This is a genomic window from Microbacterium xerophyticum, assembly GCF_053543555.1.
Genome location: NZ_JBLVOB010000007.1, coordinates 832557 through 851988, shown reverse-complemented (window position 1 = coordinate 851988; position 19432 = coordinate 832557). Strand labels below are relative to the sequence as shown.

At 64.6% G+C, this 19432-nt stretch carries 19 protein-coding genes; 5 read left to right on the top strand and 14 right to left on the bottom strand.

What is annotated here, in order from left to right; all coding sequences use genetic code 11:
- Positions 1-42: 42 nt before the first annotated feature.
- The 6 genes from ACNPNP_RS15635 to ACNPNP_RS15610 form a co-directional block, all read right to left on the bottom strand.
- Positions 43-1845, bottom strand: a complete 1803-nt coding sequence (locus ACNPNP_RS15635; RefSeq protein WP_448966946.1) for a class I mannose-6-phosphate isomerase — start codon at positions 1843-1845, stop codon at positions 43-45.
- Complete coding sequence (locus ACNPNP_RS15630; protein WP_448966945.1) at positions 1842-2789, bottom strand: ROK family protein; 948 nt, start codon at positions 2787-2789, stop codon at positions 1842-1844. The genes ACNPNP_RS15635 and ACNPNP_RS15630 overlap by 4 nt, the downstream gene beginning before the upstream one ends.
- Before the next feature lie 176 nt (positions 2790-2965).
- Entirely contained in the window at positions 2966-3991 is a 1026-nt protein-coding gene (locus ACNPNP_RS15625) for a LacI family DNA-binding transcriptional regulator (protein WP_448966944.1), read from the bottom strand.
- A gap of 115 nt (positions 3992-4106) precedes the next feature.
- Complete coding sequence (locus ACNPNP_RS15620; protein ID WP_448966943.1) at positions 4107-4277, bottom strand: hypothetical protein; 171 nt, start codon at positions 4275-4277, stop codon at positions 4107-4109.
- Positions 4278-4325: 48 nt separating this feature from the next.
- Positions 4326-4811: a pyridoxamine 5'-phosphate oxidase family protein gene (locus ACNPNP_RS15615; RefSeq protein ID WP_448966942.1), complete on the bottom strand. Its 486-nt coding sequence runs from the start codon at positions 4809-4811 to the stop codon at positions 4326-4328.
- 116 nt (positions 4812-4927) lie between these two features.
- A complete protein-coding gene (locus ACNPNP_RS15610; protein ID WP_448966941.1) occupies positions 4928-5656 on the bottom strand; it encodes a helix-turn-helix transcriptional regulator in 729 nt (242 codons plus the stop codon).
- 82 nt (positions 5657-5738) lie between these two features.
- On the opposite strand from ACNPNP_RS15610, the gene ACNPNP_RS15605 reads away from it, so the two are divergent.
- Positions 5739-6602, top strand: a complete 864-nt coding sequence (locus tag ACNPNP_RS15605) for an NmrA family NAD(P)-binding protein (protein WP_448966940.1) — start codon at positions 5739-5741, stop codon at positions 6600-6602.
- Positions 6603-7288: 686 nt separating this feature from the next.
- On the opposite strand, the gene ACNPNP_RS15600 is transcribed toward ACNPNP_RS15605, so the two are convergent.
- Both ACNPNP_RS15600 and ACNPNP_RS15595 read right to left on the bottom strand, forming a co-directional pair.
- Positions 7289-9010 carry a DNA/RNA helicase domain-containing protein gene (locus ACNPNP_RS15600; RefSeq protein ID WP_448966939.1) on the bottom strand — a complete coding sequence of 574 codons (1722 nt, stop codon included), beginning with the start codon at positions 9008-9010 and terminating at the stop codon, positions 7289-7291.
- A complete protein-coding gene (locus ACNPNP_RS15595) occupies positions 9007-9330 on the bottom strand; it encodes a nucleotide pyrophosphohydrolase (RefSeq protein WP_448966938.1) in 324 nt (107 codons plus the stop codon). The genes ACNPNP_RS15600 and ACNPNP_RS15595 overlap by 4 nt, the downstream gene beginning before the upstream one ends.
- A 60-nt stretch (positions 9331-9390) precedes the next feature.
- Between ACNPNP_RS15595 and ACNPNP_RS15590 the strand changes: the two genes are divergently transcribed.
- Positions 9391-10278: an HNH endonuclease gene (locus ACNPNP_RS15590; RefSeq protein WP_448966937.1), complete on the top strand. Its 888-nt coding sequence runs from the start codon at positions 9391-9393 to the stop codon at positions 10276-10278.
- Between the two features lie 10 nt (positions 10279-10288).
- On the opposite strand, the gene ACNPNP_RS15585 is transcribed toward ACNPNP_RS15590, so the two are convergent.
- On the bottom strand, positions 10289-10687 hold the full coding sequence (locus tag ACNPNP_RS15585; RefSeq protein ID WP_448966936.1) for a (deoxy)nucleoside triphosphate pyrophosphohydrolase: 399 nt from the start codon (positions 10685-10687) through the stop codon (positions 10289-10291).
- Between the two features lie 248 nt (positions 10688-10935).
- Here ACNPNP_RS15585 and ACNPNP_RS15580 point away from each other — a divergent pair, with 248 nt between their 5' ends.
- Both ACNPNP_RS15580 and ACNPNP_RS15575 read left to right on the top strand, forming a co-directional pair.
- Entirely contained in the window at positions 10936-12018 is a 1083-nt protein-coding gene (locus tag ACNPNP_RS15580; protein WP_448966935.1) for a type I restriction endonuclease, read from the top strand.
- A complete protein-coding gene (locus tag ACNPNP_RS15575) occupies positions 12019-12870 on the top strand; it encodes a hypothetical protein (protein WP_448966934.1) in 852 nt (283 codons plus the stop codon).
- Positions 12871-12875: 5 nt separating this feature from the next.
- Here ACNPNP_RS15575 and ACNPNP_RS15570 read toward each other — a convergent pair whose 3' ends face one another.
- Entirely contained in the window at positions 12876-14513 is a 1638-nt protein-coding gene (locus ACNPNP_RS15570; RefSeq protein ID WP_448966933.1) for an amidohydrolase, read from the bottom strand.
- A gap of 1 nt (position 14514) precedes the next feature.
- The gene (locus ACNPNP_RS15565) at positions 14515-15822 is read right to left on the bottom strand and encodes an MFS transporter (protein WP_448966932.1); all 1308 of its coding nucleotides are present in this window, start codon (positions 15820-15822) and stop codon (positions 14515-14517) included.
- Between the two features lie 114 nt (positions 15823-15936).
- Here ACNPNP_RS15565 and ACNPNP_RS15560 point away from each other — a divergent pair, with 114 nt between their 5' ends.
- On the top strand, positions 15937-16836 hold the full coding sequence (locus ACNPNP_RS15560; RefSeq protein WP_448966931.1) for a LysR family transcriptional regulator: 900 nt from the start codon (positions 15937-15939) through the stop codon (positions 16834-16836).
- Positions 16837-16875: 39 nt separating this feature from the next.
- Here ACNPNP_RS15560 and ACNPNP_RS15555 read toward each other — a convergent pair whose 3' ends face one another.
- From ACNPNP_RS15555 to ACNPNP_RS15545, 3 genes are all read right to left on the bottom strand, one after another.
- Positions 16876-17571: a FadR/GntR family transcriptional regulator gene (locus ACNPNP_RS15555; protein WP_448966930.1), complete on the bottom strand. Its 696-nt coding sequence runs from the start codon at positions 17569-17571 to the stop codon at positions 16876-16878.
- 114 nt (positions 17572-17685) lie between these two features.
- Positions 17686-18591 (bottom strand): N-acetylneuraminate lyase, encoded by a 906-nt coding sequence (locus tag ACNPNP_RS15550; RefSeq protein WP_448966929.1) that lies wholly within the window; start codon positions 18589-18591, stop codon positions 17686-17688.
- Positions 18588-19418, bottom strand: coding sequence for an SDR family oxidoreductase (locus tag ACNPNP_RS15545; protein ID WP_448966928.1), 831 nt, complete (start codon positions 19416-19418; stop codon positions 18588-18590). The genes ACNPNP_RS15550 and ACNPNP_RS15545 overlap by 4 nt, the downstream gene beginning before the upstream one ends.
- Between the last annotated feature and the right edge of the window lie 14 nt (positions 19419-19432).

Genomic DNA, 19432 nt, shown 5'->3' with positions numbered 1-19432 from the left:
AACTCCCTTGTTCTTGGTGGTGCGTTGTGGGGTGCTGTGTGTTCAGTTGTCGCTCGTGCGGGATCCCCGCACGTAGGCCTTCAATGTGGCGAATCGGGCGCTCTGCGAGTGCTCGGTCCGTTCGATCCGGTACGGGCCGACGGATGCCGGGACGATGAAGGTCTCGGCGTAGTGGACGACGAACGGCTCGAATGACCCGGTCGGGCTGACGACCCGCGCTTCATCGCCCTCGACGAGGTTGATGACGTTGACGGTGCCCTCGGTATCGTGGTCGGCGCTCTGGGTGAACCAGTGGCGTCGGGTCTCGATGAACTCGAGCTCGTGCAGGCCGGTGCGCTCTTCGACGACGTCGCCGTCTTCGCGGATCGTGTCGACCTGGTCGATGAGGTTCTCGTTCACCCAGTTGGTGTCGCGGTCCCACTGGATGTTGCGGGCGCCGTGATCGAGGTGCACGGGGCGCGGGATGCCGTCGAGTCCGACCCGGCCCCAGTCCCACAGCTTGAACGTGAAGATGAACGGCGTCGCCGAGATCTCGAGCACCATCGAGTTCGCCCCGGAGCAGTGGATGGTGCCGGCGGGGATGGCGAAGTGATCGTGCTTCTTCGCCGGGAACGAGTTGATGTACTTCTCGGCGGGGAACGGCTGGTCGCCGTTCTGGGCGGTGACGAGGTCACGCACCATGGCGTCCTGGTCGATGCCGTTCTTGGTGCCGAGGTAGACCACTGCGTCGTCGCCGGCGTCGAGCATGTAGTAGCTCTCGTCCTGCGTGTAGGGCATGCCGAACGTGTTCTTGATGTAGTCGGTGAGCGGGTGCACTTGCAGGCTGAGGTTGCCGCCGTCCATGGTGTCGAGGAAGTCGAAGCGGATCGGGAACTCCGCACCAAAGCGTGAGAACGTCTTGGCGCCGAGCAGCTCGACCGGCTGGGCGAAGACGAGGTCGAGGGAGGGGATCTCGATGACGCCGCCGTCGCCCTCGAGCAGCAGCGAGTTCTCCTCCGGTACGCAGTCGAAGCACCACGCGTAGTTGTCCTTCGACGGGTCGAGGCCGATGAGGTTCTTCATCCACTGGCCGCCCCATACGCCGGGGTCGAAGAAGGGCACGACGCGGAAGGGACGGGATGCTGCTTCCTTGAGCGCGGCGCGGAACGCGTCGCCGGTGATCATGCCGGCGTCGTGCGCGTGCTCGGACGGCTGTGCTGGGGCGATGGCGTTGCCGTCGACGACGAAGTCGACCGTGTCGAAGAGGGAGCGCTTGTGGCGGTCGGCGACGCGCCACTCGACGAAGAAGCCGCGCTTGTACTTGCGCAGATTGTCTTCGCTCGGGTTGTTCGCACGCCAGTTGGTGGCGCCGGCGCGCTGCCGCAACTGGATCTCCCAGCGAGCCATGTCGACGATGACGGTCGTGGCGTCCTCGGTCTTTTCTGCCAGCAGGGCTGCGCCCCAGCCGATGACGACGGTCTTCTCGGTGACGGTGCCGGCCAGCGCGGCGAGCTTGGCATCGTCGTAGAAGTCGGTGAGCGTGAAGTGGCTCATGACGCCGAAGACCCGGTCGTCGGTGAGGTTCGGGGCGATGAGCTGCTCGACCTCGGTGACGGGGCGGGCGGCGTCTTCGACGTCGACGATGTTCCAGGCGGGGAGGGCCTCGCGGATCTGCGCGGTGAGGGCGGGAACGTCGACGCCCGGGTAGGTGTCGACGAGGAGGATGCTCGTGCCCTCTGCGGCTGTTTGCCACGCAGCCGCTCCGCGGAGGATCTTCTCTCCCTCGGGCAGTGCCACGGTGGGTTGGGTGTCGTAGCGGCCGCGTTCGGTGTGGCCCTCGTGCATGTCGCTGATCGGCGTGCTCACTTGTTCTCCTGGTCTTGCTCGGTGTGTGGATGCGCCTGGCGGGCGAGCGTGCTCAGCCCGCGGGCGACGGAGTATTCGGGTTCCGGCGGCACGATGAATCGTGGCGCGGTCATGGACGGCCAGAGGTGCTCTCGCACGTATGCCTCGACAGGCGCGCTGACGGCGTCGCCCGCGCGCAGGATGCCGCCCGAGAGGATCACGACCGAGGGGTCGTACATGTGGATCAGCGTGACGACTGTCGCGCCCCACACATGCAGGAAGCTGTTGCGGACGTCGGCGTGGTCGTCACTCTCGAAGAGTTCGCGCATGGTCGAGTTGCGGGTCGTTGAGCGAGCGGAGCGAGACGAAACGCGCTGAGCGACCGAAGGGAGTCGAAGCGTCCCCTCCCTGAGCGCCCAAGCGCTGGCCAGCACCTCCGCGCACCCGACGTTCCCGCAAGGGCAGGCCGGTCCATTGATATCGACGGTGACGTGCCCACCAAGAATGCCGGCATGCCCGGTGACCCCGCGCAGCGGGACCCCGTCGATCATCGCGGCCGTCCCGATGCCGGTCCCCAGCGTGACGAGCACGGCATCGCGCTCGCCGCCGGCGGAGCCGGTGGATGTCTCGCCGATGAGTGCCGCGCGCGCGTCGTTCTCAACAACGGCGGGCAGGCCGAGTTCGCTCTTTGCCCAGGAGTGGAGATCGAAGCCGCGCAGGAAGTCGTACTTGTCGTTGGCGTGCAGCATGCGTCCGGATGCCGGGTCGACGACACCGGGAACGGCGATCCCGACCGCGGTGGGTGCGGTGTCGGTCTGCACAATCAGTGCCTGGGATGCCATGATCGCTGCTGCGAGGTCGGTCTCATCGCCGCGAATGGGGATGCTGTCGATGCCGAGGACGCGTCCGCCATCGATGACGGCGAGCTTGATCTCGGTGCCACCGAAGTCAATGCACAGCTCCATCAGGCCTCCTCGTCTGCTGCGTGATTGGTAACGTTACCAATCTGATCAAAGGGTGTCAACTACTTTTCTGCAATGGTCCTCCGCGCGGCCAGCGAGCACCACTTTGCGGGGCGTTGAGAGAGCCGAAGGCGAGACGAAACGCGTTGAGCGAGCGCCAGCGAGTCGAAACGAACGCCCTACCGCACGTGCATCCGTAACGACACCGGCAGCTCGACCTCCCGCACCGCAGCATCCTCGCCACCAGCATCGAGCCGGTCCAACAGCATCCGCGCCGCTGTTCGCCCCAGTTCCCGCGGGTCGTGGTCGATGACGCTGATCGGCACCGGTGACAGCTCGGCCAGCTCGAAGTCGTCGAAGCTCATGAGTTCAGGGAATTCGTCCGCCGTCTTGAGCCCCGCGTGCAGTTGCTGGCTGATCTCTTTGACGGCGCCGATCGCGTTGCGGTTGTTGGCGCAGAAGATCGCGGTCGGCGGGTTCTTCATTCCGAGCAGCGCGCGGGTGGCGTCGCGGGCCTGGTCGACGGTCTGCTGACCAGCGGCGATGAGTGTCGGCTCGATTTTAATGCCGCGTTCTTCGAGAGCACGGATGAACCCCGCGTGCCGGCGCTCTCCGGTGAAGATCGAGAGCGTGTTGCCGAGGTATCCGACGCGTGTGTGGCCGGCATCGATGAGGGCGATGGTTCCGCGATAGGCGCCGTCATCGTCGGCGAGCACGACGCTGTCCGCGTCGAGCCCGTCGACGCGGCGCGAGGCGAGCACGACGGGCACGCCCTGACTCTGCGAGTGCGCGAGGTGCAATGAAGTGGAGCTGGCGGGGACAACGATGAGCCCGTCGACGCGTCGTCCGAGGAAGTCGCCGACGAGTTCCGCTTCGCGGGCCGGATCCTCCGATGTATTGCCGAGCAGGATGCGCCGGCCAGTGAGGGCGGCTTCCTCTTCGACGCCGAGGGCGAACGTGCTGTAGTAGGGGTTGGCGATGTTCGTGATGGCGACGCCGATGAGCCCGCTGCTCTGGCCAGGACGGATGCTGCGCGCGTTCTCGTTGCGGTGATAGCCGAGCTCGGCCACGGCATCCATCACTCGCTGCTGTACGTCGGGCTTGACGTTGACACCGCCGGAGAGCGTGCGCGAGACCGTCATCGGGCTTACACCCGCGCGCTGCGCGACCTCTTTGACGGTCGGACGGTGCGGCTTGCCAGCCATTATGTTGCCCTTCGACGCGCGCTCACATAGGGAGCATGAGAGCGCTACGAGGGAACGTTATCAGTCTGGGTGCCCAGCTTTCGCAAGATGCGGCTCGGCTCACTGCGGCGCAGGCTCATTCCGGATGCTGGGCATGATCCTCGACGTCGGGTTCTGCCCGGAGCAAGTCAGCGACTACTTCCTCCGGTCGGGGCGCGATGTTCTCGTCTAGCTCGATCTCCGGCACGGTGGCCTCGGTCGGGTCGGGGATGTGCTTCCGGTGTGGCTGGTCCTCGGGGGAACTCATGGCGCCTCCTTCGTTATATGGCAGCCTGCGCTCGTCGCGCCCGCCGGCTCAGAGATCCACCTTGCCGCTTTCGCCGCCGTCGTAGCGCTCGCCGGTGATCTTCGACTTCACGAAGCTGAACGCTGTGGCGATCTTTCCGCCCGGGGTGTCCCAGTACTCGGCCGAGTCCGCGCTGAACTTGAGCAGGCCGACAGCGGGGTCATCCGGGCCATCGGGGAACCAGGCCTCAACCACCGGGTTCCACAGCTCGCCGATCTTCTCGCGGTCCTCGATGAGTCGGGCCGTGCCCGAAAGCGAGACCCAGGCGTCACTCGAACTGAGCGAGACGTTGGCGTGCGAGTCGGCGGCGAGGTCTCTGATCGGCGACGAGTTCTTCGAGACGAGGAACCACAGGTCGCCGTCGAACTCCGCCTCCTGCACTGTGAGCGGGTGCGCGACGAGCGTGCCGTCGGTGTGACGGGTGACGAACATCGCGAATCGGAACTTCTTGACGAGTTCTGCGACCTTCGCGCGATCGTCCGTGGAGTCAGTCATGTCGTACACCTTTCTCTTCCGTTCCATCTGTCGCAGCCAACGATGCGCTGTTTGCGCATTCGCGGGAACGGGGTTGAAAGCGACGCGGGTCCGGGATATGGCGGGGTGATCAGTGCTCAGCGATTCTTGGCTTCATCAAGTGGTGAGCTGGTCCGACCGAAGTCGCTGGCCAACCAGCTCTCGATCGATGCGAACGGGAACTCCCGGGACGAGTGCGCGCCGGGAAGGATGCTGGTCGACTGCATCCGGTCCAGTCGGAACAAGCGCCAATCGCCTCGGTCGAGATCGAAGCCGACGACGTACCAATGCCGGTTCCGTAGAAAGTGGCGGTGCGGCTCCACCACGCGCGCCGACGGCCGCCCGGACTGATCCGTGTAATCGAAGCCGACGCGTGCACCCTGGGCGACCGCATCGGACAGGATGCCGACGATCGCCCAGTCCACGGGTGCGGGCGGCTCCTGCAGGATCTGGGTCGAGATCGCGGTGGCGGCCGCGCGTCGGCGCAGGGCGGGCGGCAATGTCTGCTCGAGCTTCGAGCGGGCGACGGATGCCGTCGGGTCATCGGGGCTCCACGTCTCGAGCACGAGCAGGCTCGTGATGATCGTCGCGACCTCATCAGCGCTGAGGAGGAGCGGGGGGATCTTCGTCCCCGGGCGCAGTTGATATCCGGCTCCCGGACCCGGTCTGGACTGCACGTCGTACCCGAGCTCCCGCAGTCGTTGCGCGTCTCGCCGCACGGTTCGCTGGCTCACTTCCAGTCGCTCAGCGACCGCAGCAACGCTCCAATCGCCACCTGCCTGAAGCAGTGACAGCAGACGCAGGGTGCGATTCGATGGCGAGTCCACGATTCCATGATCGCCGAGGATGCGGCCAAAAACAGGCCGCATCTGCATCTAACGTGGCCAGTCCCACACGAAAGGACTAGTTATGCGAATCGCTGTCACCACCCCCAACGGCAACGTCGGTCACCACCTCACGCGGATGCTGGTGCGCGCAGGGATCCGGCCGCTGCTGCTCACGCGGCACCCAGAACGGATCTCCCCGGAGCTGATCCCCTACGTCGACGTGGCGCGCGCGGACTCGCAGAATGCCGACGAGGTCGTGGACGCGACTCGCGGCGTGAATGCCATCTACTGGGTCGATCCGTCGGTCATGTCTGAGGATCCGCTCGCGGACTACGCCCGCGCCACCGAGGCTCTCGTGCGTGCGGTCGCCGAGAACGGTATCGGTCGCGTCGTGTTCCAGAGCAGCGTCGGCGCCGAGAAGCGTCACGGTGCCGGTGAGATCGACGGGCTCGCAGCGACCGAGGTCGCGCTGGACCGTCTCGACACCGACGTCACCCATCTGCGGTGCGGCTACTTCTTCACCAACCTTCTGCTCGACGTCGAGTCATTGAAGTCAGGCAGGCTGCAGACGGTACTGCCGATCGACGCCCCGATGGCCTGGGTGGCGCCCCGCGACATCGCTGAGGTAGCGGCGCTGACGCTGCTCAATCGCGAATGGACCGGACATCGCGTGCGGGCCGTGCACGGGCCTGAAGACCTGAGCTGGTCGCAGGTCGCCGGGATCCTGACGCAGGAGCTCGGGCGAGATGTGACCGTCGAGCGGATCGCAGATGAAGAGATGCGGCAGCAGTACGTCGACGCCGGATTGCCGGAGGCGATGGCGGATGCCGTGTTGGGGATGTCGACCGGACTGCGCGACGACTTCACGCCCGAGCAGGAGCGGTCGGTGGTGACGACCACTCCGACGACGTTGCGGGCGTGGGTGCGGGAGGAGCTTGCGGGGTGACGGATGACGAGGCGCCGCAGCGCGAGGCGCATGGAGGCAGCGGCGGAGGGTGTCGAGGACAGGGTTCTTGCCTCGACATCACAATGTCAAGAAAGTTGGCACCGACGCCATCGCACTTCCCTGCGATAACGTCGGACCGGAGGGGGGCTTAATGGAGTTCGGAACTTTGGCGGATGTCGTCGCGGCAGTTGGAGGGCTCGCGGCGGCCGTCGTCAGCGTGCTCGCGTTGCGCACCGCACTTGCCGCAAATCGGACGGCTGAGCAAAGGTAGCGCTGCCGCGACGAGTCGGCGTGAGGAACAGCGACGGCTTGCTACGGTCGCGCGTCAGCTGCAGGCCTGGTGGGTTATCTGGCACGTTGGCGGAGAGAAACTATTCGGAGTTCTGGTCACGAATGCCGGCGAGGGCGCGACCGTCTTCCGCAATGTCCGCATCGAGACGTGCGGCAACGCGCTCGCGACAGGGAGATCCGGCGACATTACGTTCACTTCGCTTCCGCCGGGATCGTATGTGATCCCGAGCAACAAACGCGGCGCTGATCAGGCGTGGGGAGACCCGCAGTCCGTGGCTTCGGACGTGTCATACGAACCTCTCGTCAAGGCGCAGAGGTATGCAGTGACCCGTATCTCATTCGAGGACCCGACGAAGTCGCATTGGTCGTGGACGCCGGAAGACGGCCTGGTCACGTCAGACTCCAGCGAGAGCTGACCGGAGCTTCTCCCGCAAGCCGGAGTCGCACACGTACACGTACGTTCCAAGCATTCCGCGCGTCAGCAATACACCGTAGATGTTGCGGATGAAAACGAGCAAGTCGTCGTCACCGAACGCACCTTTGAGGTGACCGGTGTTTTCCTTGCCTTTCTTGTCTCGGTAGTTCTCGCGGTCGGCGACGATGTGTCCCGTCTCGGCATCCAGGCGAAGGTCCGGACCGATGATGACGCCCGCATAGTTGAGGTCGTATCCCTGCACGGTGTGGATCGAGCCGACTTCCTCGAGGGAACCGGGTGAGTTAATCCAGTCTTTCTGCGCCTTGTTCCAGCGCATCTGCTCGCCGTCGAGCTCGATATCGAATGCATCCGGGTTGCGCTTCGGATGAGAAACCCAATCCCAGGCGTACCCGGCGACCATGCGCGACAGACCGGCTTCGCTGTCGCGGGCACGGATAGCCGCGCGCATCTCTCCAAGATTGTCGAAGAATCGCAGGTCGTAATCGCCGAGATGAGGCCTAGCGGCGGCATCTCCACGCAGCAGCGATCGGATGTACTCCACATAGTCCGCACCGGCCCGTACGCGCATCTGCGTCATCAGGGGATATAGCCGGTGAGCGTTGCGAGCTGATTGAATCTCGGCACCGAGCACACTCGGCGACAGGTCGTGCGGGCGCACCGTCTGCTCGCCGTCGACGAGTAGCAACTGATGTCGACTGCGCGCCTTGATCCAGTCGAGCTGCGTGTAGCGCGGATCGTCGCTGCCAAACAACTTCTCGTTGAGCTGCGTGAACTTCTTGTTCTGCATGCCGGACGCCTGATTCGCCCGCTGCCCTAGGCGGTGAGTTTCGTCGACGAGGACCAGATCGAATGCATCCGCTGACTCGGCGAGCTGGAACGGGGTGAGAACCATCGAGGGATGCAGCTTCGGGGTCTTCTTGAACACCCGCTTGACGGACTCGCGCAGGGACTGCTGGGGGATGACGAGGGCCATACGCAGGGTTCTGAGCAACTCGCGATTCTCCGGGACGAAGAACTCCGCGAACATCGAGTCGGGTTCGATGTCGTCCTGGTGATCGAAATCGCGGATGTCGGCGAGGAGCTTCATTAGGTAGATCGCGATGATCGTCTTGCCTGTCCCGGGGTTTCCCTGTACGACGAGCGTCGATCGGCGATCGGGATGCTGGAGGTCTTGGAGCAGACCCTCGACGATGTCCTCGATTGCTGCCGCTTGGTCGGGCGTCAGTGCTTTGAAGGGCGACAGCTTGAAGAGGTCGGAATTCTCGATCTCGGGAATGCTGCGGGTGAAGAGCCCCTCATCGCGGAGTCGTTCGAAAACATCGTGGAAGGATTGCCGGTACAGCTCGCGGTCGTAGTAGTTCGCGTCGGTGAGACCGTCGTTGCCATTGAGGACCTCGTACCGCCCGTCGCCGGAGAACCAGCGTATGAGATGCGATTCGAGATCGAGGCAGGCGGACTTGTTGAAGGTGTCATCGACGACGACACGGACCGACTTCAGGCCTGCGTGCTTCTTGGGGCCGTCAAGATGCTGGCGCAACCGCTTCTGCGCACTGATGGTCTCGCCGACGTAGAGCTTGTGACGACCATCGATGACGTAGACGACGGGCCAGTCTCGGAGCTGCGCGTCATGGTTCTCGTTGATTGCCGCTTTGATGAACGGCAGACGATGGATGCTCGTCACTCGGGTCGCTCTCGCTTGTTGATGAGGCCTTGGTTTAACTCGACTGGATATTTCTGCTCTGTCTTTGCGAGCTTGGCCATCACGATGTCGTCGAGGTCGACGCCGATCTTATTCGCCAGGTGAATGCAGTAAGTAACGATGTCTGCGAGTTCTTCCTCAACACGCGTCTGGTCGAAGTCGGGCGACCACTGGAAGCACTCGAGTAATTCTGCTGCCTCAATCGAGACGCTCTTCGCTAGGTTCTCGGGCGAGTGGAATTGGTCCCAATCACGCTCGGCCACGAAAGTGCGGAGGGCGGCGAGAGTATAGGAAGTTGGCATGGGGCCGAGGCTAGCAGGGCAGATGGCGATCTCGACCCCTGCCCACGGTAGCCTGTCCACGTGACTCGCCCCCATCCCGAACAAGACGCCATTCGCGATGATGTCTTCCGGTGGCTCGACCTGCGCCGCAACGCGGGGGCGTACGAGTACAGCCGTGAGGAGTTGGTCAACTACACGTTCAATGGTGAGCGGATCCCGCTTCTCGACACGGGCCGCGGCATCCGTAATCCTGCAGACTTCGACTCGACTCTGACGATTATGACGAGCTCGAAGAAGACGGCGTACTCGGATGGGATTAGTCCCGAGGGGCTCGTCACGTACTCGTATCAGTCGCGAGAGGGTGGGGACAATGTCAAACTACGACGCGCCTTCGAGAGCGCTGATCCGCTCGTTTACTTTCTGGGCGTGCGACCGGGTTACTTTGTCGCCTTCTACCCCGCGTACATCGTTCATGACGATCCGGTTAGACGCACCGTGAGTATCGCGCTCGATGAGACTCTCCGTCACTTTGACGATCCGCTCAATCTCAAAGAGTACGAGCGTCGATACGCCGAACGTCTCGTCAGGACGCGCCTGCATCAGCCGATGTTCCGCGCCCGTGTGCTGCGGGCTTACGACACAACGTGCGCCATCTGTGATCTAAAACACGCTGAACTGCTTGACGCCGCACATATCATCGCGGATTCGCAGACGGGTGGCGTCGCCGAAGTGACCAACGGGCTCGCCTTATGCAAAATTCATCACGCGTCGTACGACCAGAACCTCCTGGGCATCACACCCGACTATGAGGTTCGGATTGACCGAGACCTTCTTGAAGAGGTCGACGGGCCGATGCTTCGGCACGGCCTACAGGACATGCACGGGCGGCCATTGACGTTGCCACGGCGCATGTCCGATCACCCATCGAGAGAACGACTAGCTGAGAAGTTTGCGCTGTTCGCCGCGTAGCGGCGAGGATTCATGCGGCGTGGTCGCGGAGGACGCGTCTCATGGCCGGGAGGTCTGCGGGAGCCCAATTCAGGTTGTGAAGATCTTCCATGGGGATCCAGCGTAGGTCAGCGTGTTCGGTGACTTGGGGCTCGCCATCGAGGATGGTTGCATAAAAGGTGGTGAGCGCAACAACGCCGAATTCGTACTCGTACGTCGTCGCCTCCACGCGTTCGCCGACGGAGACTCGGCAGAGAAGCTCCTCTTGTATCTCGCGTGCGAGCGCTTCCTGCGGGGATTCGCGGGACTCGATCTTCCCTCCCGGAAACTCCCATAGCCCGGGTAGCGACATCGTCTGGCTCCGCTGCGCGGCGAGCACCGCGCCCGCCCGGATCACCACTGCACCCACGACGTTTATCTGCTTGCTCACGCGCCGCTCCATGATTTCGACTGCCTGGCCGCAGCCTAGCGAGTAACGACGCGAGACTGTGGCTCCCCACACCACCCCGTGAAGTCGGAGTTGTCCTACGGGTTCTTGGGGCCCATCTCGATGGGCCGCTAACGCGAGCAAGACGTAGACGCTCAGGCCGCCGCCCACCGCAATTATTTGTCTGAATAGACCCGCAGCTCCGATACGCTCTGAATCACCCGCAGGTCTACGAAAGATCGGAAGCATCAATGGAGTTTGCAGAGCGTCTCGACTCGATCGCGACAAAGGTGAAGAACCAGGCCACCGCGATCGGCACTGAAGAGGCGACGAAGAACGCATTTGTGATGCCGTTTATTTCGACGATCCTTGGCTACGACGTGTTCGACCCGCTTGAAGTAGTGCCGGAATTTACCGCCGATGTGGGAACGAAGCGTGGGGAGAAGATCGACTACGCAATCATGCGAGATGGCGAGGTGCAGATCCTCATCGAATGTAAACCGTCCATGGGGTCGCTCAAGATCGAGCATGCTTCTCAGCTCTTCCGCTATTTTGCGGTGACCAACGCGCGCATCGCGGTCCTGACGAATGGCGCGGTCTGGCACTTCTATACGGATCTCGATGCCCCAAATCGCATGGACGCGAAGCCCTTCCTCGTCCTCGATTTGCTTGACATCGATGAGACTCTCATCGCAGAAATTCAGAAGCTCAGTAAGGAGAGTTTCGATCTCGATTCGATCATCAGCGCCGCGGAAGAGCTGAAATATATCGGAGCGCTCAAGCGCGAGATCGCGAGCCAGTTCCGGGAGCCCACGGATGAATGGATCAAGTTCTTCGCAACGCGGGTCTACGAGGGCTCGTACACGCAGAAGGTTCGTCAGCAGTTCACCAGTCTCGTTGGAAAGGCAGCGCACCAGTTCCTCAACGAGCGCGTCAATGACCGCCTGAAGACAGCGCTGGGCGTCTCTGGAATCACCTCGACATCGTCCGCGCCGCCGACGACAAGTGCGGAAGCCGCGGCGGACGATCTCGATCGCGATACCGAGATCGAAACGACGCTCGAAGAGCTCGAGGGTTACCAGATCGTGAAGGCGATCGCGTGCGGAGACGTGAAGCCGCAGCGAGTGACCCATCGCGACGCGAAGAGTTATTTCGCGGTGCTTCTCGACGACAACAATCGCAAGCCGATTGCGCGTCTGCACTTCAACGGCAAGCAGAAGTACCTCGGTCTGCTCGATGAGGACAAGGTTGAGGAACGACACCCGATCAGCGACCTGGACGAGCTGTATAGCCATGCAGAAGCCATCCGTGAGGCTGTGCGGCGGTATCAGTAGGTGACGTTCGGGCACTGGCGCCCCACCATCGAACTCCGCGTCGACCGCGACAGCGTCGCGATGGGCGACGATGCTGTGTCGCACGCCAAGACGACGACGGTTCCCCGGGGCACTCTGCTCAGCGCCGCACTCGAGCAGTGCTCTCCCGAGATCCGTTCCTCAGGCTGGTCATGGGTCGCCGATGTCGACGGCGAGACCGCCGCGGTCTGGTCCGTCGACCACGGCGTGCAATTGCTCGTCGAAGACCGGAAGCTCACGCATGGGCCGATCGACATCCACTTCCGCTACTTCGTGCAGATCGATCCGAGGTGGCTCTTCGAACGCCTAGCCCAGGGCGCGCCCGCCAATCGCCGCGACCTCGAACGCGAGTACGCCCCCATCGCGCGAGAGAAGTACCGAGCCGAACTCCTCCGCCGCGAGCGGGAGATCGATGCCCGGCTGCTGACCTCCGAGTGCATCATGGCCGTCCGGCATTACGGTGCCGACGTCACGTTGCACGCCGACGTCGCCTGCGATTTCACCTACCGGGGCGATGAGTGGGCCGTGCGGCGCGCCGATACGATGCTCCAGGTGTTTGTCGGCGGAGGAGCGCCGATCGCGTCGATCCGGCCTCACGTACTCGGAGAAGCGTGGCTCGTCGGAATACTCGGCACTTCGGCGCGCGCCGCCGCGGGGCTTCCTGACCTTCCGGATGCCGACCCCCTGCCTGGTCTGGAGCTCACGCAGACGGGTGGGCGATGGATGTCACACGGAGCGACTGTCGTCCAGGTCAGGACGGAACGCGCAGCACGCGTCGCCCGGCTCGCCTTCGGACGCTCGATCGCTGAGGTGCGAACGCTTCTCGAGGTCTGAACGCCCTACCCGACGTCCCCGAACTCCACGACCCCACCGACGACCGTCGCGGTCACTTCCTGCTCCGCGATGCGCTCCGCCGGAATCTCATACAGGTCATCACTCAGCGCGATGAAGTCCGCCAGCATCCCGACCTTCAAGGTCCCCTTCGAGAGTTCCTGGCCCACTGCATACGCCGATCCGTGCGTGTACGCCCGCACCGCCTCGTCGACGCTGATCCGCTCGCGTTCGCCCAGCACGGCACCGGAACCTGTCCGCCGCAGCACCATGTCGCGCAGCGAGACGAGCGGGTTCGCGTCCGACACGGGGGAGTCCGTCGATCCGTTCAGCACGATCCCGGCATCCGCCAACGACTTCACCCGGTAGATGTCGTCGCGACGACCCTCCGCCACGGCAGCGGCCATGCCATCGCCGAAGTCCGAGAGGAACACGCCCTGCGGCACCGGAATCACCCCGAGGCGGGCAGCGCGCGCGACATCGGCATCGCTCGCCAGAGCGAAGTGCTCGATACGGTGACGAACATCCGGCCGCGGCGCGATGCGCTGCGCCTCCTCCACGGCATCCAGCACATGCCTGATCGCGCGGTCGCCGATCGCGTGGGTGGCGACCGTCCAGCCCGCGCGATGCGCGCCGACGATGTAGTCACGAAGTTGGGAAGGCTCGTGCAGCAGCACACCGAAGTTGTCGGCCTCGCCGTGGAAGCACGCGTGCATGGCCGCCGATCGCCCGATGAAGGAACCGTCCGCGACGATCTTCACCGGACCCACGCGCAGCATGTCGTCGCCGAGCCCTGTGCGGATGCCGAGGTCCAACCCCAGCACGTCCTTGTCGGGCAGGTCCTCGAACGGGTGCAAGACGGTGATGTACGGCATCAGGGTCGTCCGCACCCGCAGCATCCGCTGCTCGATCGCCGTCTGATACGCGTGGTAATCGAGCGGGCTGTTGCCGACCACGCGGATCTCGCCGACGCCGGGCTCAGTGACCGACGTGAGCCCGTAGCTGAGCGCCTGATCGCTCGCCAGCTGCAGATTCCGCTGCACCTCGTCCAGCTCGACGGGCCGCACCAGCGCATTGATCGGGCCCATCGCCGACTCCTGCAGCAGACCCTGCGGTCGTCCGTCGGCATCGCGCGGGATGCTGCCACCCGCGATGTCGGGATAGCCCTCCCTGCGCGGGTAACCGGCGAGCTCGAACGCACGCGTGTTGGCCACGAGCATGTGCCCTGAGACGTGCTCCAGTAGTACAGGCCGGCCGCCGGCTACGCGGTCCAGTGCCTCTGCGGTCGGATGATCCTCGAGGAAGTTCTGGTCGTAGCCGGCGCCCCGCACCCACGCATCCGGTGCGAGATCGTTCGCATATTCGCGAACCGCGTCGTACAGCTCCGCCAGCGAGTTCACTGCGCCAGGGCGCAGGTTCAGTGACGCCAGGCGGAACCCCGTCAGCGAGAGGTGATGGTGCGCGTCGTGGAATCCGGGCAGCACCGGCTGCCCGCCGAGATCGACGATGCGGTCGGCGTCCAGGCCGTGCAGATCGTCGTCGAAGCCGACGATGCGGCCGTTCAGCGTGCCGATGCTGTGCGCGAACGGCCGCTCGGGGTCGAGGGTGCGGATGCGGGCATTGGTGAAGATCGCGTCGATGTGCATGTCAGGCCGCGCTCTCCCGCTCCACCTGCCGCACGATCTGACGCTGCAGACCCCACACGCCGGCGATCGTGACGAGGATCATCACGGCGTAGAACACCGCGACCGCCCAGACGCTGCCGCCGCTGGAGTTCAGGATCCACTGCGCGACCAGCGGCGTCGAACCGCCGAACACCGTGGCGCACAGCTGGTAGGCGAGCGAGACGCCCGAGTATCGGATGCGGGCGGGGAAGGCCGACGCGAGGAACGTGGCCAGCAGTGCGTAGTAGGCCGTGCTGCCGAGGATCGTGGCGTAGAGCGTGACGGTGATCCACAGCGCGGACGCCGCCTGGATGGCCAGGAAGTACGGCACGGTCAGCAGCACGCTGAACACGAGTCCGGTGAGCATGACCCTGGCGATGCCGAAGCGCTCGGCGATCTTCGCGGCGATCGGCTGCCAGATGAACTGCAGCACCGCCATACCCAGCAGGATGTTGAGCATCAGCTGTCGGTCGAGGCCCAGCGATCCGGTCGTCCACGAAAGCAGGAACGTGTTCGAGAAGTAGGCGTTCGAGATGCCCATGACGGATGCCAGGACACCGAGCCCGATGAAGAGCGGAGCTGTGCGCAGAGCGACGAGCACCGGCGCGCTCACGACCTCCTGCTTCTGCTTCGCCGCCACGAAGTCGGGCGACTCCTCGACCTTCAGACGGATGACGAGACCGACGACCACGAGGATCGCGGAGAGCAGGAACGGGATGCGCCAGCCCCACGTGATGAACTGCTCATCGGGCAGCAGTCCCACGAGCAGGAACATCAGGGTGGCGAGAATGGATCCGGCAGGCGACCCCTGCTGCACCCACGCGCCGGCGAGGCCCTTCTTCTCAGGCCGCGCGTTCTCGGTGGACAGGAGCACGGCACCGCCCCACTCGCCGCCGACCGCGAAGCCCTGCAGGCCACGGAGCACGACGAGCAGGATCGGCGCCAGCATCCCGATCTGCGCGAACGTCGGCAGCAGACCGATCAGGGTGGTCGCTGCGCCCATCATGATCAGCGTGATGACGAGCACGTTCTTGCGTCCGAGCTTGTCGCCGAAGTGCCCGAAGACGAGCCCGCCGACGGGGCGCATGAGGAAGCCGACCCAGAAGGTCGCGAACGATGCCAGCAGCGCCGCGCCGGGAGCGACATCCGGGTAGAAGACGCGGCCGAACACGAGCGCGGCGGCCGTGCCGAAGATGTAGAAGTCGTACCACTCGATCGCGGTGCCGACGAAGGCGCCGACCATCGACCGTCGTTGACGAGCCGGGGAGATCTCAGTGTGCGATGTGGCCATCAGTGGCCCTCTCTGTCAGGGAGGAAGTTGTCGGGAATCGGGTTCAGGCCATCTTGACGGCACTCCGTCATGCCCGTCCAATGAGAAAAACGGGTATGCCTATACGCTTTGTGCATGTACGGGGAACGAGAACTCGAAGCGTTCGTGGCGGTCATCGACAGTGGATCGGTGAGCCTGGCTGCCGAACGGCTCATCCGCACGCAGCCGACCGTGTCGCGGCAGATCGCCTCGCTCGAGCGGCAGGTGGGTGCCGCGCTGTTCCGCCGGATGCCGAACGGCATGATGACGACCTACGCCGGTGAGCGCCTCGAACCGATGGCCCGCGACCTCGTGCGCCGCGGGCGTCGCGCGCGGGAGGTGATGACCGGCATCGTGCAGGAGCAGCGCTCGTTCGTCGTCGCCGCGCCCGAGATGACCAGCGTGCTCGTGCTCGCACCGTTCATCGCCGAGGGCGGCCCGATCTCCGACGTGATGATCGCGACACCCGCCGAGACCTACGACCGCCTGCGCACCGGTGCCGACCTCGCGGTGACGACGAGCCCGCCGGCCTCGAGGCTGCGCGGCACCCGGGTGACGACGCTGCCGCTGTTCTGCCAGCTGCCCGCGTCGCATCCGCTCGCCGACGGCGAGCAGATCGAGCTGAAAGACCTGCTCGCAGGTCCCTTCCTCACGTCGGGGCGCGGGTCCGCGGCCTGGGCGCAGATCCAGCAGGTCGCGGAAGGCGAGGGGTGGTCGCTGGAGATGGCGAGCCTCGGGGCGGATGCTCCGATCATCCAGGCGCGATCGGCCGCAGGGCACGGGCCGTGCGTGGTCGTCGAGCCGCCGCGGTTCGGCCTCGTCACCCGGCGACTGATGCATCGAGGAACGGCCATGCACGCGGCGCTCTATGCGGGGTGGGAGCGCACGCACTACGCGGGCGATGACATCCGGCGTCTGGTGAAGCAGCTCAGCGATTACGTGTCGACGCACGTTCCCGATCTGTACCCAGTGGGGGCGTACACGGCGTCTGACTGACTCGAGGCTGTCGACCGAACGCGGTTCGGGGCCACTTGTTCAGGAACTCCGCTCGCCGGCGAGCCGCTGCACGTCCAGACGCGAGTGGTCGATGTGCTCGCGCATCTCCTTCCCAGCGCGGTCTGAGTCGCCAGATGCGATCGCCTCGAAGATCCGCTTGTGGTGCGGCAGCGCGAGCAGCGGATCCGCGGGCGGCGAGAAGACCCGAGCGCGGTACTCGCGAAGGCTGGGGATGAAGGTTTCGTAGAAGACGCTGAGCCCGCTGTTGCGGCTCGCGCCCAGGATGATGCCGTGGAAGCGCTCGTCCGCGGCGACCTTCGCCTCCACATCGTCGCCGAGCAACACTTCTTCGAATCCTTCGACCGACTCACGGAGCTCGGCGAGCTCCTCTTCGGTGATCCGCTCGGCGGCGAGCTCGGCGGTGAACGGCTCTACAGCCGTCCGCATCTCGAGCAGTTCGGCGATCTCGAACTGCTTGCCGTTGAACCACTCCTGGAATCGCAGTCGATCGCCGGTGGCCTTATCCGTCGCGAAGGCTCCGCGGCCGTGTTTGATCTCGATGTACCCCTCGGCGCGGAGTGTGACGAGAACCTCACGCGCAGTCTGCCGGCTGACGCCGAACTCTTCGACGATCTGTCCTTCGGTCGGCATCTGCTGACCGACATCAAGGCCCTCGGCATGCTTGCGAAGTACGAGGAGTACTTCGTCTACCAGACGAAGTCTTGGCGGTCGCATGATGCCCCTTTCAAAGGATGGACGAGATAAACATACCGTGCAGCTGTGTATGAGGTCAGACAACCGCTGACCGGGAGAGCCGCGACGAACTTCCGGCGCGATCGGGCATTCTGCTCACGTGTCGGTATCAGAACGGATCTCCTCGAAGACCTGGCGCACGGCGTTCTCAGCGACGGGGTCGAGCTTCGCGAAGGGCGCGCGGCACCGCCCCGCATCTATCCCGCTCAGCTGCAGGTAGAACTTCACGCACGAGAAGATGCCATGCTCGATGAACGTCTCCACGGCGTCGTTGATCCGGCGCTGCATCTGCTGGGCTCCGTCGATGTCTCCGTCGTCGAAGCGCCGGCGCAGCTCGACGAACCGCCGAGCCTGCACGTTCACCGTCGTTCCGACGCACCCGCCGGCCCCGGCCACTAGAGCGGGCAAGTACATCTCATCGAAGCCGTTGAGGAGCGCGAGATCGGGATATCCCCACCGGATGCGCTCCAGCGCGAAAAGGTCCTGCGACGTGTGCTTCAACCCGACGACACGAGGGTCCGCGAACAGCTCCGACCCGCTGACCTTGTCGAACGCCACGGACGTGAACTGGGGAATGTTGTACACGATCATCGGCAGGCCGCAGGCATCCATCGTCTGCCGGTAGTGATCGATGATCTCCCGCTGAGAGAACCCGTAATAGTAGGGCGGAACCATCGAGACGGCGTGCGCGCCGTCTTCCTCGGCGGCTACGGCGAGACGGATCGTGTCAGCCGTCGACACCGTCCCGACGTGCGCCACGACCGGCACGCGACCGGCGACCGACCGGATGACGCGCTGCACGAAGCTCCGGCGCTCGTCGAGGCTGAGCAACGGCGCCTCGCCCGACGAGCCGCAGCAGTAGAAGCCCTCGACGCCCTGGTTCAGTTGCCACTCGACCAGCCCCTCGATTGCGGCGTCGTTGACCGAGCCGTCCTCCGTCATCGGGGTGCCCAGAGCCGAAAAGATGCGATCGAGGTCCGCCGTAACCGTCTTCGTCGTCACCACGCTGTCCACCCGCCGTCGACGACGAGGTTCGCGCCCGTCATGTAGCGTGACGCGTCCGTCGCCAGGAACAGTGCTGCGCCGTTGAACTCGTCCGCCTCCGCCATCCGCCCGATCGGCATGCGTGCGATGTAGTTCGCCTGGAATGTCGCATCCTGCGTGTCACGCCGGACGCCCGACGGAGAGAGCGTGTTCACCCGGATACCGTTCCTGCCCCAGTACGTCGCGCAGTAGCGCGTCAGGTTGTACACGCCGGACTTCGCCGCAGAGTAGGCCACCGGCTTGATAAAGGGGATTCCGGTCTGCTCCTCCTTGTAGGCGTAGATGTCCTGCACCGGAGAGCCCATGCCGTAGATGCTGCCGACGTTGATGATCGATCCGGGCTTGCCGGCCGACCGCATTCGAGCGCCGACCGCCTGCGTCATCAGGAACGTGCCCACGAGGTTGACGTCGACGACCTCCCGGAAGACCTCCTCCGGGAACTCCTCGAACGGCCCGGAGACCTCCGGAGGTGCCGAGGGCTGGGTGTCGAGCCCCGCATTGTTGATCAGTACGTCCGGTGCACCCCAGTGCGCCTCGACGGCATTCACCGCCTCACGCACCGAGTCCTTACTCGTGATGTCGACAGCGAAAGCAGCGAGCGTCTCACTGCCGGCGCGCGCACCGAACACCTCCTCGAGGCGCTCATGACTTACCGACCGTGACAGCACGGCTACGCGCGCCCCGCGGTCATGGAACGCCTTCGCGAACTCGGCGCCGATCTGGCCGAGCGCTCCTGTGATGACGACGACTTTACCGGTGACGTCGAACAGCGGATCGCTGCTCATAGTTACCTCCTCCA